At 75.3% G+C, this 13,724-nt stretch carries 10 protein-coding genes; 5 read left to right on the forward strand and 5 right to left on the reverse strand.

Annotation, left to right across the window (positions count from 1 at the left end):
• The first annotated feature begins 114 nt into the window (after nucleotides 1-114).
• On the forward strand, nucleotides 115-1,563 hold the full coding sequence (locus tag BMW99_RS21940) for a GNAT family N-acetyltransferase (RefSeq protein WP_075017398.1): 1,449 nt from the start codon (nucleotides 115-117) through the stop codon (nucleotides 1,561-1,563).
• Here the strand turns inward: BMW99_RS21940 and BMW99_RS21945 are convergent.
• Nucleotides 1,544-2,776, reverse strand: a complete 1,233-nt coding sequence (locus BMW99_RS21945) for a trans-sulfuration enzyme family protein (protein WP_069465297.1) — start codon at nucleotides 2,774-2,776, stop codon at nucleotides 1,544-1,546. The genes BMW99_RS21940 and BMW99_RS21945 overlap by 20 nt on opposite strands.
• Nucleotides 2,777-2,836: 60 nt before the next feature.
• Between BMW99_RS21945 and BMW99_RS21950 the strand changes: the two genes are divergently transcribed.
• From BMW99_RS21950 to BMW99_RS21960, 3 genes are all read left to right on the forward strand, one after another.
• Nucleotides 2,837-3,310 (forward strand): Lrp/AsnC family transcriptional regulator, encoded by a 474-nt coding sequence (locus BMW99_RS21950; protein ID WP_069465296.1) that lies wholly within the window; start codon nucleotides 2,837-2,839, stop codon nucleotides 3,308-3,310.
• 87 nt (nucleotides 3,311-3,397) lie between these two features.
• Nucleotides 3,398-5,086, forward strand: coding sequence for a DUF885 domain-containing protein (locus tag BMW99_RS21955; protein ID WP_069465295.1), 1,689 nt, complete (start codon nucleotides 3,398-3,400; stop codon nucleotides 5,084-5,086).
• 161 nt (nucleotides 5,087-5,247) lie between these two features.
• Nucleotides 5,248-5,772: a GNAT family N-acetyltransferase gene (locus BMW99_RS21960; protein WP_069465294.1), complete on the forward strand. Its 525-nt coding sequence runs from the start codon at nucleotides 5,248-5,250 to the stop codon at nucleotides 5,770-5,772.
• 61 nt (nucleotides 5,773-5,833) lie between these two features.
• Here the strand turns inward: BMW99_RS21960 and BMW99_RS21965 are convergent, their stop codons facing one another.
• Nucleotides 5,834-6,400 carry a rhodanese-like domain-containing protein gene (locus tag BMW99_RS21965; RefSeq protein ID WP_079138694.1) on the reverse strand — a complete coding sequence of 189 codons (567 nt, stop codon included), beginning with the start codon at nucleotides 6,398-6,400 and terminating at the stop codon, nucleotides 5,834-5,836.
• 94 nt (nucleotides 6,401-6,494) lie between these two features.
• Here BMW99_RS21965 and BMW99_RS21970 point away from each other — a divergent pair, with 94 nt between their 5' ends.
• On the forward strand, nucleotides 6,495-6,941 hold the full coding sequence (locus tag BMW99_RS21970; protein ID WP_069465293.1) for an Lrp/AsnC family transcriptional regulator: 447 nt from the start codon (nucleotides 6,495-6,497) through the stop codon (nucleotides 6,939-6,941).
• A gap of 52 nt (nucleotides 6,942-6,993) precedes the next feature.
• Here the strand turns inward: BMW99_RS21970 and BMW99_RS21975 are convergent, their stop codons facing one another.
• The 3 genes from BMW99_RS21975 to BMW99_RS21985 form a co-directional block, all read right to left on the reverse strand.
• Nucleotides 6,994-8,676 (reverse strand): FAD-binding oxidoreductase, encoded by a 1,683-nt coding sequence (locus BMW99_RS21975; RefSeq protein ID WP_079138693.1) that lies wholly within the window; start codon nucleotides 8,674-8,676, stop codon nucleotides 6,994-6,996.
• A gap of 348 nt (nucleotides 8,677-9,024) precedes the next feature.
• Complete coding sequence (locus BMW99_RS42700) at nucleotides 9,025-12,447, reverse strand: AAA family ATPase (RefSeq protein ID WP_075017399.1); 3,423 nt, start codon at nucleotides 12,445-12,447, stop codon at nucleotides 9,025-9,027.
• Nucleotides 12,447-13,607, reverse strand: coding sequence for an exonuclease SbcCD subunit D (locus BMW99_RS21985; protein ID WP_075017400.1), 1,161 nt, complete (start codon nucleotides 13,605-13,607; stop codon nucleotides 12,447-12,449). Before BMW99_RS21985 ends, BMW99_RS42700 begins: the two co-directional genes overlap by 1 nt.
• Nucleotides 13,608-13,724: the final 117 nt, after the last annotated feature.

Here is a 13,724-nt window from a genome sequence, read left to right on the forward strand (position 1 = left end):
GCGGGAGAAGGGGCATAGAGGTTGAAAGCGTAAGTTAACCGAAAAGCCCGGTCCTTTACCGCGTGGTCATGGCGCGTTCGTGATCACGCAACACGCCTTCGTCATCGTACGTGTATGCCTCACACGTCAGCTGCGCACTCCCGTTCCCGCCACCGTCGCTGGGGTCGCGACCTCGTGGAGGTCGCCGCGGTGTTCACGGCGATGGCGGCCGCCGACTTCTCGGCCGACCTCGTCGGGCACGGCCCCGACGGCCGCATGCTGCTGACCGCCTCGGCGGCGGCGCTGCTCTCCGCGGCCGGCGTGCACACCTGGTGGGCGCACCGCGGCCGCCACCCCTCGGCCGACGCCGCCGACGCCGCGACCGGCGCCACCGCCGCCACCGGCATGGCCGCGGGCGCCGCGACGTCCCCCGTCACCGGGTCCGCCGAATCCGCCGGGCAGGCCCCCGGGCCGGGGGACCGGCCCGCGGACGGTCAGTCCGCGCTCTGGCGGATGCGGACCACCGTCGCCGACGCGCCGGGCAGCCTGGGCCGCGTGTGCACGGCCCTCGCCGCCAGCCGGGTCGACATCGTCACCCTGCAGACGCATCCGCTGGCGGAGGGCACCGTCGACGAGTTCCTGCTGCGCGCTCCTGCGGCACTGCCCGCCGCCGCGCTGGTGCTGACCGTCGCGGACGCCGGCGGCCGCGACACCTGGCTGGAGCGGGCGGACGCCCACGACATGGTGGACGCGCCGACGCGGATGCTCACCCTGGCCACCCGCACCGCGCTGGACGCGGCCGAACTTCCGCTGGCCCTGCGCCAGTTGTTCGGCCGCTGTACCATCAGGTCCACTCCGGCCACGCCCGGGGCGGAGCCGGCGGAGGACGCGCTGGAATCGACCGAGATGCGGCTGCGGGACCCCTCGGGCGGCACCATCACCGTGCGGCGGGACTACCTGCCGTTCACTCCCACCGAGTTCGCCCGGGCCCGCGCCCTGGTCGAGCTGGACGCCCGGCTCGGCGTGCGGATGCCCGGCGGTGTCAACGTCGTCACGCTCCCCGGGGGCAACGAGATCACCGTGCGCCGCGCGGGGCCCGAGGACCGGGCTGCCGCCCTCGCGATGCACGACCGCTGCTCCCCCGCCACCCTGGCCATGCGCTACCACGGCCCGGCAGCCGACGCCGACCGCTACCTGACCCACCTGCTGGGCCCGCGGTTCGGCCGCTCGCTCGCCGTGGAGACGGCCTCCGGACGGCTGGTGGCGCTCGGCCACCTCCTCTGGGATGGCGACGAGAACGAGGTGGCGCTCCTCGTCGAGGACGCCTGGCAGCGTCGCGGCATCGGCGGCGCGCTGCTGCGGCGCCTCGTCGAACTGGCTGCCGAGGCCGGGCGGGAGTCGGTGTACGCGGTCACCCAGGCGGGCAACACCGGGATGGTCGCGGCGATGCGCGAGCTGGGGCTTCCGCTGGACTACCAGGTCGAGGACGCCACGCTGGTGATCACCGCGTCGCTGCCCACGGCGGAGGGCGCCGACGCCCCGTCGGTCGACGCCCTCCCGTGGGTCACGAGCCGCCGGCGCTGACCTGCCCTGCGGTGCGGCGCCCGTCCGTGGCCGCACGTGGATCCGGGGCGACGTCCCGGGTGGCCGCGGCGAGCGCCGCGTCCAGGTCGTGCCACAGGTCCTCGACGTCCTCCAGACCCACCGACATCCGCAGCAGCCGGTCGCCGATCCCGCCGCGGTGCCGGTCCTCGGCGCCGACGATGCGGTGGCTGATCGAGGCCGGGTGCTGGATGAGCGAGTCCACGCTGCCCAGGCTCACCGCGGGCGTGACCAGGCGCACCGCACCGATCACCGCGTGCGGGTCGCCCCGCACCTCGAAGGCGATCATCGCGCCCCCGATCCGGGGGTAGTGGACGGCGCCGACGCGCGGGTCCGCGGCCAGCCGCGCGGCCAGCTCCGCGGCCGTCGCGGAGGCCGCCCGCATCCGCACCGGAAGCGTCGACAGGCCGCGCAGCAGCAGGTAGCCGGCCAGCGGGTGCAGCACGCCGCCGGTGGCGAAGCGCACCTGGCGCAGTTTCCGGGCGAACTCCTCGTCGCAGGCGACCACGCCGCCCAGCACGTCGCCGTGCCCGCCCAGGTACTTCGTGGCGCTGTGCAGCACGATGCGGGCGCCGGCCGCGGCGGGCCGCTGCAGCACGGGCGTGGCGAAGGTGTTGTCGGCGAGCAGCGGCACCGTCCCGCAGGAGTGCGCCACGGCCCGCAGGTCGATCTCGGCGAGGGTGGGGTTGGCCGGGGTCTCGACCATCACCAGGCCGGTGTCGGGACGGATCGCGTCGGCGATGCCCGCCGGGTCGGTCCAGGTGACCTCGGTGCCGAGCAGCCCGCCGGTCAGCAGGTGGTCGCTGCACCCGTAGAGCGGGCGGACGGCGACGACGTGCCGCAGGCCCTCGGCCGACCTGACCAGCAGGCAGGCGCTGAGGGCGGCCATGCCGCTGGCGAAGGCGACGGCCGCCTCGGTGCCCTCCAGGCGGGCGAGCGCGGTCTCGAAGCGTGCGGTGGTCGGGTTGTCGAGCCGGCCGTACACGGGCGGCCCGTCCGGCTGGGCGCCGGTCGCCGCGAAGGCGTCGATCCTGGCCGCCTCGCCGCGGCTGTCGTGCGAGGGGTAGGTGGTCGACAGGTCCAGCGGTACGGCGTGCACGCCCAGGTCCGCGAGGTCCTCGCGTCCGGCGTGCACCGCCTCGGTGGCCAGGGCCCGTTCGGGGCCCGGCGGGGTGGCGCGCGGGTGCGTCTGCATGGTGACCAGGCTGAACGGGCGTCGGCGGGTGCGGCGCGAGGGCCGTGCTACGTTCGGCCGATGACCGATTCCGTCGCTCTGGATCCGGTGGATCTGCACATACTCCGCCTGCTGCAGAACGATGCCCGGACGACGTACCGGGATCTCGCCGAGGCGGTCGGCGTGGCCCCGTCGACCTGCCTGGACCGGGTGGCCCGGCTCCGCCGCAGCGGGGTGATCCTCGGGCACGAGCTGCGGCTGGATCCGGCCAGGCTCGGCCGCGGGCTGCAGGCGCTGCTGCTGGTGCAGGTGCGGCCGCACCGCAGGGACCTGGTCGGCCCGTTCGTGGACCGGGTCCGGGAGCTGCCGGAGTCGCGGGCGCTGTTCCATCTGACCGGGCCCGACGACTTCCTGGTGCACGTCGCCGTGGCCGGAACCGCGGACCTGCAGCGACTGGTGCTGGACGAGTTCACCGCGCGGCCCGAGGTGGCCCGGGTGGAGACCCGGCTGATCTTCCAGCAGTGGGAGTGCGGCCCGCTGCTGCCGCCGGCGTGACGGTCGTCGATATTTCGCGTGACGCGTAAGGAACCTTGCAGTTTTTGGTGGTGACGAGGGGCCCCTCGGCGTACCAGGATGGGCCGCATGGCCACTACCAGCAGCAGCCCGCTGCCCCGCGAGGTCGCCGACGGCTACGTCGACGCACTCCTCGAACTCGACCCGCTCCTCGGCACCTACCTCGGCGCGCCCGGAAGTGCCCGCCGCCTGCCGGACTTCTCCCCGGCCGGCGCGGACGCGCTCGCCGCGCTGGCCCGCGCCACCCTCGACGGGCTCACCGAGGCCGAGGCACGGCCGGGGGCGCAGAGCGACGCCGAGCGACGCTGCGCCCGGCTGCTGCGCGAGCGCCTGACCGCGGAACTCGCCGTGCACGGCGCGCACGAGCACCTGCGCGCCGTCAGCAACATCCACTCCCCCGCGCACTCGGTCCGCGAGGCGTTCACGCTGATGCCCGGCGAGACCGCCGAGGACTTCGCCGACATCGCCGCGCGTCTGCACGCCGTCCCCGCCGCACTGGACGGCTACCGCGCCTCCCTGGCCGAGGGCCTGTCCCGGAACCTGCCGGCCGGCCCGCGCCAGGTGGAGACCGTCATCGGCCAGCTGACCGAGTGGATCGGCGACGGCGAGAGCGGCAGCTGGTTCGCCGGGCTCGTCGCCGACGGCCCGCAGGAGCAGCGCGCCGAGCTGGACGCCGCGGCCGCCGAGGCCACCGCCGCGTTCGGCGCGCTGCGCGACTGGCTCCGGGACACCTACGCACCGGCCGTCGCGGGGGCGCCCGACACCGTGGGTCGCGAGCGTTACGCGCTGTGGACCCGGCTGTGGAACGGCACCGACCTGGACATGGACGAGGCGTACGCGTACGGCTGGTCGGAGTTCCACCGCCTGTACGCCGAGATGGTCGCCGAGGCCGGGAAGATCCTGCCGGACGCGACCCCGTGGGAGGTGCTCAGGCACCTGGACGGGCACGGCCAGGCGATCGAGGGTGTCGACGAGGTCCAGACCTGGCTGCAGGGCCTGATGGACGAGGCCATCGAGGCCCTGGACGGCACCCACTTCGAGCTGGCGGACCGCGTCAAGCGCGTGGAGTCCCGGATCGCCCCGCCCGGCGGCGCCGCGGCCCCGTACTACACCGCGCCCTCCGAGGACTTCAGCCGCCCCGGGCGGACCTGGCTGCCCACGATGGGCAAGACCCGCTTCCCGCTCTTCGACCTGGTGTCCACCTGGTACCACGAGGGCGTCCCGGGCCACCACCTGCAGCTCGCGCAGTGGGCGCACGTCGCGGAGAGCCTGTCCCGCTACCAGGCGACGGTCGGCATGGTCAGCGCGAACGCCGAGGGCTGGGCCCTGTACGCGGAGCGGCTGATGGACGAGCTGGGCTTCCTCACCGACCCCGAGCGCCGGCTGGGTTACCTGGACGCGCAGATGATGCGCGCCAACCGCGTCATCGTCGACATCGGCATGCACCTCCAGCTGGAGATCCCGGCGGACTCCCCGTTCCACCCCGGCGAGCGCTGGACGCCGGAGCTGGGCCGAGAGTTCTTCGGCATGCACAGCGGCCGTCCGGCGGCCTTCGTCGACAGCGAGCTGATCCGCTACCTGGGCATGCCCGGCCAGGCGATCGGCTACAAGCTGGGCGAGCGCGCCTGGCTGACCGGCCGGGCCGCGGCCCGCGCCGCCCGCGGCGACGCGTTCGACGCGAAGGCGTGGCACATGGCCGCGCTGTCGCTGGGCAGCCTCGGCCTGGACGACCTCGTCGCGGAGATCTCCGCGCTGTGAGGTGCGCGTGAGGCACCCGTGAGGCGCCCCTGAGGTGTCCTCGCGGCGCCCCTGCGGGTCCGGGCCGAATCCGCCCGGACCCGCAGGAACCGGCCGCGGCGGCCGACCGTTACCCTGCTGCCCCGGCCTCCGCCGGATCCCGCGACGAAAAGGCGGTACGCATGACCCTGCACTCTTCCCACGACGGCGGACGGCTGGTGCTGACGCAGGGCCGGCTGACCCTGCGCGAGCAACTGCCGGACGACGCCGCCCAGTTGGCGGACGGCAAGCCCGCGTCGCTGGTGTGGATCGACGGGGTGCCGGGCGACGGGACGTCCCGCGCGGCCTCGATGACGGTGGCCGCGGCCAAGGCCGGCGTGTACCAGCCGGGTTGGGGCCTGTTCGCGGTCATACGCACGGAGGACGGCGTGGCCGTGGGCGGCACGGGCTTCCACGGCCCGCCGGACCACGGTTCGGTGGAGATCGGCTACGACCTGTCGGAGTCCGCCCGCGGCGAGGGCTGGGCCACCGACGCCGCCCGCGCGCTGAGCGAGTGGGCGCTGGCGCAGCCCGAGGTGATGGTCGTGCTGGCCACCACCGAACCGGAGAACGTCGCGTCGCAGGCCGTCCTGGAACGCGTGGGCTTCACCCGTGTCGCCGACCGCGGCGAGCTGTGGGCGTACGAGCTGACGTCCCCGCCCGCGTAGGGCCAATCCGTTCCCGGCCGGCTCGCGGAGGCGGGCAGCCTCCGGGCCGGCCCGCGGCGGGTCAGCAGCCGCAGTCGACGGCGCCGACCGCGCAGGTGGCGCCGTCGGGGGCCGCGGGCGCCGACGGCGCGGTCAGCGGGTCGGCGTCGCGCCGCGCTGGGCCTCCGGCGGTCGCGTAACCGAAGCCCTCACGGATCCAGTACTCCATGCCGCCGAGCATCTCCTTGACCTGGTATCCGTCGGTCGCGAGCGCGAACGCGGCGCGGGTGGCGCCGTTGCAGCCGGGGCCCCAGCAGTACACGACGACCGGCCGGGCGCGGTCGAGCAGCAGGTCCGCCCGCTCCGGGATGAGTGCGGTGGGCAGGTGGACCGCGCCGGGGATGTGCCCCTGGTCCCAGGAGGCGGTGCTCCGGGTGTCCACGAGCGTGAACCCCGGGTCGCCGCCCGCCGCCAGGGCCGCCGCGACGTCCGAGACGTCGGCGTGGAAGGCCAGACTCGCGGCGAAGTACGCGGCGGCGTCGGCGGGCGCGGCCGGCGGGACGCGCAGCACGGCGTTCGGGACGGCGGCCGGGCCGGTGTGCGGGGCGGAGAGCGCGAGGTGCGGCTGTGCAGCCGGGGCTGGTGTCATGACCGCAAATCTACGACCGCCGGAGACGCCTCTGAAGTGCTGATCCACGGCCTCCCGCTTGCCCGGCCGGGGAATCCCCTGCTATCCATCGGCGATGACCACGATTTCCCTCGACGCGACCGACTGGCGCCTCCTGGAGGCGCTGCAGCGCGACGGACGGGCCAGCTACGCCGAGCTGGCCCGTGCCGTCTCGATGTCTGCGAGCGCGGTGACCGAGCGCGTGCGGCGGCTGGAGGAGGCGGGCGTGATCACCGGGTACGCGGCCGTCATCGACCACGAGCGGATCGGGCTGCCCGTGCTGGCCCTGGTCCGGCTGCGCTACCCCCACGGCAACTACAAGCCGTTCCACGACCTGCTGGCGTCGACGCCGGAGGTCCTGGAGGCGCACCACGTCACCGGCGACGACTGCTTCGTGCTGAAGGTGGCGGCGCGCTCGATGCGGCACCTGGAGGAGGTCACCGGCCGCATCGCGGGCCTGGGGTCGGTCACCACGAGCGTGGTGTACTCCTCGCCGCTGGAGCGGCGGCCGCTGGTGCTGTGAACGGCTGCCGCCCACAGCACCGGCGGACACCCGTGCGCCGCGCGGACGGCCCTCAGCTCGTGGGGAGTTCGACGCCCTGCGGATGGTGGAAGACGTTCCGCGGGTCGTACGTCTTCTTGACCCGCTGCAGCTTCGCGTAGTTGTCCTTGTAGTACAGCGCCGACCACGGCACGTCGGAGGTGTTGTACACCGGGTCGCTCAGGTCGATGTCGCAGTAGTTGACGTACGCGCCGTCGGTCACGGCGTCGGGCACCGGGACGCCGCCGGTCGCGGAGTAGACGCTCCGGTAGAACTCGCGGATCCAGCCGAGCGAGGCGGCCTCGTCCGCCGGGTCCGTCCACCAGATCGACCAGGCGGCCTTGTACGCGGCGCCGCGGTGGGGCCAGGCGGTGGCGTCGGCGGCGAGCGCGTTGACCCGGCCGCCCAGCGAGCTGAGCTGCACGTTGGCGGTGGTGTTGCTGAAGTCGTCGCGGGTCAGCTGCGCGTAGAACGCGTCGACGTGCTCGGCGGGCAGCGCGGTCCGGTAGTACGCGGACTTGTTGTCGCTCTTCAGACTCGGGTCGTTGAGCGTCGGGTTGGTGGTGCTGGCGTACCGCGCGGCCTGGAACCAGGGCATCCTGCGCGGGGCGGCGAGGTCGGGCAGCGCCGCCATCTCGCCCATGTGCGCCGTCATCGCCTCGTGCGCGACGTCCACTCCGTCGGTCACGTAGGCCACGAAGTCGTCGAGCACCTTCTCCGCGTCCGGGACCGTGGCGTCCATCTGGGCCACCAGGCCGATGTAGCCGCTGGACTTGTGGTTCAGCCACAGGGCGCTGAACAGGTGGTCGTTGACGCTGCCGGGCGCGAGGTTGTCGGCGTGCCAGGCGCCCCAGTTGGTGACGATGCGGGAGAACTGGTCCTTGGTCAGGGAGGCCCACGGCCACTGCACGGCGAGCAGCAGCACCTCGGCCGGGGGCTGCGGCAGCAGCTCGGCCGGGTCCGTGCCGACGGCGCCCGGGCTGCGGAACCAGAAGCGGGTGATGACACCGAAGTTGCCGCCGCCACCGCCGGTGTGGGCCCACCACAGGTCGCGGTGGGGGTCGTTCGGCTCGCGGGTGGCCTGGATGACCTTCGCCGTGCCGCCCGCGGTCACGCAGACCACCTCGACGGCGTACACGTGGTCGATGACCAGGCCGAACTGGCGGCAGAGCAGCCCCCATCCGCCGCCGCTCACGTGCCCGCCGACACCGACCTGGAAGCAGATGCCCGCCGGAATGGTCACGCCCCACGACCGGTACAGGCGCTCGTACACGTTGAGCAGCTGCGAACCGGCCTCGACGCACACGGCGTTCTTCGCGGCGTCGTAGGAGACCTGGTCCATCTTGCTCATGTCGAGGATGACGTCGACGTCGGAGTTGTAGACCCAGTCCTCGTGACAGTGGCCGCCGCTGCGCACCGTGAGGCGCTTGCCCGCGTTCACCGCGCTCTGGACGACCGACTGGACCTGCGCGGTCGTGTCGGCCAGGCACACCCGCTCGGGCGATCCGACCCAGCGCTGGTTGTAACCCCGCACCATGTCCGGGTAGCGCTTGTCGTCCGGCGTCACCGTCGAGATCGGCTCCGCGGTGGTCGCCGTGTCGGCGGCGGCCGCGTCCGGCAGGGCGAGCCCGGTACCGGTCAGGAGCGCCGCCCCTCCGGCGACCGCGCCCCCGGCGAGGAACTTCCGCCTGCCGATGCCTTCAGTGTCTCGTGCCATCGTCCCAACCCCCTCGTGCTGACGAGCCCACGGCGGAAGCGCCGAAGTCCTCGGGAATCATGGCCCGGAGGGTGCCAGGGCCGGTTAGGAGGACGCTCCGGCTCCGCTCGAGGAACGGTGGATTCCAGCCGGTCGCCCGCCGTCCCGCGACGCGCGCGGGCCGCACGGCTGCGCGAGCGCGCGACGCGCGCGGGCCACACGGCCCTCGGCGCCGAAGCGCTCCACGGCGCGGAGCTCCGAGCGCTCGGCGCACGGCACCCACGGGTTCAGGCCGCTCAGCGCACGGCACGAGTGCTCACCGCTCAGCCCGCGCCACACTCCACGCGCAGGCCGCAGGCCCCTGGCCGCTCAGCGTGCGGCGCGCTCGCGGGGCGTGGTGCGCAGCCGGATCGTCGAGCCGTCCCGGCCCTTGTCGACGCGGAGTTGGACGGGGACGCGGTGCCGCAGGTCGGCGACGTGGCTGACGATACCGACGGCGCGGTCGCGTTCGCGCAGCCCGTCCAGGACGTCCAGCACCTCGTCGAGGGTCTGGTCGTCGAGGCTGCCGAAGCCCTCGTCGATGAAGAGGGTGTCCAGCCGGGTGCCGCCGGACTCGTCCGTCACCACGTCGGCCAGGCCGAGCGCGAGGGCCAGCGAGGCGAAGAACGTCTCGCCGCCGGAGAGGGTCGAGGTGTCGCGCTCGGTGCCGGTCCACGCGTCCACGACGACCAGGCCGAGGCCGGAGCGGGCACGGCCGCCGCCGCGGGCGTCGGAGTGCGCGAGGGTGTAGCGGCCCGCGGACATGCGCTGGAGCCGCACCCCGGCCGCCGCGGCGACCTGTTCGAGGCGGGCGGCCAGCACGTACGTCTCCAGGCCCATCCGGTAGCGGTTGTCCGCCGAGGTGCCGGCGGCCAGCTCGGCCAGCCGCCGGACGCGCTCGAACGCGGCGCGGGCCGGGGCCAGTTCGCGGATGCGGGACGCCGCCGCCGTGCTCAGCCGGTCCAGTTCGGCGCAGCGGCTCCGCGCGGCGGACGAGACCGCCGCCGCGTGCTGCAGCCGGCGGTTCGCCGCGTCCAGGGCGGCCTGGGCGGCGCCTGGGTCGGCCGGGGGGCGGGCGGCGGCCGCCGCGGGCTCGGGCGCGGCGAGTTCGGCGTCGAGCGCGGCCTCTTCCTTCGCCCATGCCTCGGTCTGCCGCTCCGCGTCCCAGAGCCGGGGCGGCGGCAGCAGCGCCGCGGCCGCCTCGCCGGGCGTCGCGAATCCCGCGCGGGCGGCGGCCTCGGCCAGCGACGTGCCGGCCTCGGCGAGCCGGGCTTCCGCGTCGCCGCGTTCCCTGACCGCCCGCTCGGCACGTTCCAGCAGGGAGACGCGGTCGGACAGCGCGGCACGGCGGGCGGCCACCGTGGGGTACCCGGCGCGGGCCTCGGCGAGATGGCGGCTCAACCGCTCGTGCTGCTCGTCGAGTTCCTCCCGCCGGGAGGTGCGGGCGGCGCTGCGGCTCACGGCTTCCTGCTGCCGTGCGGCCCGCTCGTCGTGCTCGGCCTCGGCCCGGGCGAGCGCGGCCCGGGCCACCGGGGCGTCAGCGGCCAGCGCACCCGCAGCGGCGTGGTCAGCCGCGGACTCCTTGTGCACGGCGACGAGTTCGGGGAGCGGCAGGTCGCCGGCCGCGGTCGCGGCCGCCTCGCGGGCGGCCGCCAACCGCCCGGCGGCGTCGCGCGCCTGGTCGTAACGGGCGCTGTCCGCCTGGAAGTCCGCGTACGCCGCGTCCTCGTCGGCCCGGCTGACCTGCTGGGCGGCGGGCTGCGCGGGGTCGGGGTGGTGCTCCGCGCCGCACACCCGGCAGGGCGCGCCGTCGACCAGGCCGGCCGCCAGCTCGGCGGCGATGCCGCTGATGCGGGCCTCCCTCAGGTCCTGCCACCTCTCGCGCGAGGTGGCGGCGCGGTCGCGGGCGTCGCGCGCGTCCTCGTCCGCGGCGGCCATCTGGCGGGTGTGACGGTCGCGTTCGGCGGCGGCGTCGACGCGCCGCTTGGCGGCCTCCACCTCGGCGGCCAGCGTGGCGGCGCGGGCCGCGCCCTCCATGGCGGCGTCGACCCGGGTCTGCAGCGCGGCCCTGCGCGGCGGCCATTGGTCGAGCCACTCGCGGGCCTCGCGGACGAGGTCGTCGTCCGCGGCCTCCTCGCGCTCCAGGCGGTCCCGCCGCCCGGCGATCTCGGCCAGGCGCGCCTCCCCCTCGACGGCCGCGCCCAACTCCCCCACGACGCCGCGCAGTTCGCGCGCCTGCCCGCCGTACGTCTCGGGGTCCGCGAACCGGTCCCGCGCGCCGTCCGCTTCGCCGCGGCCGGACGCGGCCGCACCGTTCGCGCCCTCCTGCGACGCGCCATCGGGACGGCCCGAGGCGACGTCCCGCCCGTCGCCGCGGAAGGCCGGGCGCTCGGTGCGGGACTTCCCGGCAGGCGTGTCCGCGCCCCGCGCCGCAGGGCGCGTGCCGGAGGGTGCACCCGCGGACGGATCCTGCACTGCCCCGCCGCTCCGGGCCCGGTCCTGCGCCGGCCCGGACAGCGCCTCCGCCCCGCGGTGCGGTGCGGCGTGCGCGGCCGGTTCCTCGCCCACCCGGAGCGACGTGCGGGCGTGCGGCAGCGCGGAGGCGGCGCGGGCCGCCCGGCCGGCGTCCGGGTCGGGCGCGGTTCGGGCCGCGGGCAGGGCGGGGGCCAACGGGTCGACGGAGGAGGCCAGTTCGGCGAGTACGTCGGCTTCGAGGGCGGCGGCCTCGCGCTGCTGGGTGGCGGCCTTGTCACGGAGGGCCAGCGCGGGTTCGACCGTGGCGGCACGGTGGGCGCGGGCCAGGGCGGCCCGGGCGTGGTCGCGGGCCGGGCGCTGTCCGGCCAGGACGGCCGCGCGGTCGGCCGCTTCCCGGTGGCGGCGCTGGAGGGCATGCAGGTCGCGGGCCTCGGTGTGGGCCGCGGCGGCCAGGGCGTGCGCGGCCTCGGCGTGGGCCGCCGCGGACGCCGCGATCGTCACCCGCTCGCGCGCGTCGCAGCGCAGTCGGGCGGCCCACTCCAGCAGGGCCGCCGGGGTGTCGAAGGTGCCGTCGTCCGTGGTGCCGTCGTCCGTGGTGCCGCCGTCCGCGCCGTGCCCGGCCGCTTGGCGCAGGGCGGCACCGAGCTGGCGCAACTCCTCGTCACTGCGGGTGAGTTGCTGGCCGGTCTCCTGCCGGCGGTCTCGCAGCCACGACTCGACGGAGGTGAAGCGGCGGGTGTCGAAGAGGCGTCCGAGCAGCGCGCCGCGCTCGGCGGCGCCGGCGCGCAGGAACGTCGCGAACTCGCCCTGGGGCAGCAGCACCACCTGGCAGAACTGCTCGCAGCTCATGCCGAGCAGCTGCTTGATCTCCTCGCCGGTCTCCTGGTGCGAGGTGGAGAGCCCCCGCCACTGACCGCCGTCCAGCTCGCGCAGCAGCGTGACGGGCTTGTCCATGGTGGTGCCGCTACCGCGCTTCTTGGCGCGCGGTTGCTCGGGGCGGCGGGTGATCTCCAGCCGCCGCCCGCTCACGGTGAGTTCGAGCACCACCTCGGTGGGCGTGCCCGGAGCGGCGTGGTCGCTGCGCAGCCGGTTGGCCGGACGGGCGCCCGGAACCTGGCCGTAGAGGGCGAAGCACACGGCGTCGAGCACGGAGGTCTTGCCGGCGCCGGTGGGGCCGTGCAGCAGGAACAGGCCCGCCGCGGACAGCTCGTCGAAGTCGACGTTCTGGGTCCCGGCGAACGGGCCGAAGGCGCTGATCTCCAGGCGGTGCAACCGCATCAGCGGGCCTCCTTCCGTGCCGCGTCGGCGCCGACCGCGTCGAACGCGTCCTGCAGCAGGGCGCTCTCGTCCGCGTCGGGCCCTTCGCCGCGCACATGGGCGACGAAGTCCTCGGCGATCTGCCGGTCGGTGCGGCCCCGCAGCCGTTCCGCGTAGGAGGCGAGCCGGTCCTCGTCGGTGCGCTCGGGCTCGAACGCGAGGCTGATCACGTGGGGGAACCGGGCGGCCAGTGCCGCCATCGGTTCGTGGGGGCGGGCGGGATCGGTGAGTGTCGCCTCGACCCAGGAGTCCGTGTGCCGCTCCAGCGCGGGGTCGGCCAGCAGGTCGGCGATCCGGCCGCGCAACCGGGCCAGCGGGCGCGGCACGGGCGTGTCGACGCGTTCGGCCTCGACGGCCCCGTCGGCGTCCAGGGTGACCAGCCACATGCTCTTGCGGTGGTGCTCCTCGGAGAAGGAGTACGCCAGCGGCGAGCCGGAGTAGCGGACGCGGTCGTCGACCGTCTGGCACCCGTGCAGGTGGCCGAGGGCGACGTAGTCGACGCCGTCGAAGAGTTCGGCGGGCACGGCGGCCACACCGCCCGCGGTGATGTCCCGCTCACTGTCGCAGGCGGCCCCGCCGGTGACGAAGGCGTGCGCCATCACGACACTCCGGGTCCCCGGGGGCCGGGCGGCCAGGTCGGCCCGCACCCGGTCCATGGCGGCGCCGAGCACCGCGGTGTGGTCGGCGCGCTCGGCGCCGAACTCCTCGCGGACCAGCACCGGTTCGAGGTAGGGGAGGCCATAGAGGGCGACGTCGCCGTGCGCGTCGGACAGCACGACGGGCCGGTGGCAGGTCGCCGGGTCGGTGCGCAGGTGGATGCCGGCCCGGTCGATGAGGCCGGCGCCGACGCCGAGCCGCCGCGCCGAGTCGTGGTTGCCGGAGATCATCACCGTGGGGACGCCGAGGTCGGCGAGCCGGTGCAGGGCGTCGTCGAACAGCTCGACCGCGGCGAGCGGGGGCACGGCCCGGTCGTAGACGTCCCCGGCCACGAGGACCGCGTCGACCGCCGTGGCGCGGACGGTGGCGACGAGGTGGTCGAGGAAGGCGCGCTGCGCGTCGAGCAGGCTCACCCGGTGGAAGGACCGCCCGAGGTGCCAGTCCGAGGTGTGCAGGAAGCGCATGATCCCCAGAGACTAGCGCCCCGTGGGGCCCAGCCGTGCGGGGACCCGGGAGAGTCACCCGGGAGTGGCCGCCGCGCCGCTGGAGCACGGCGTTTGACAATAGGCAGGTAAACGCCT

Origin of the sequence: Actinacidiphila rubida, from assembly GCF_900110255.1 — a bacterium.
Lineage (GTDB): Bacteria > Actinomycetota > Actinomycetes > Streptomycetales > Streptomycetaceae > Actinacidiphila > Actinacidiphila rubida.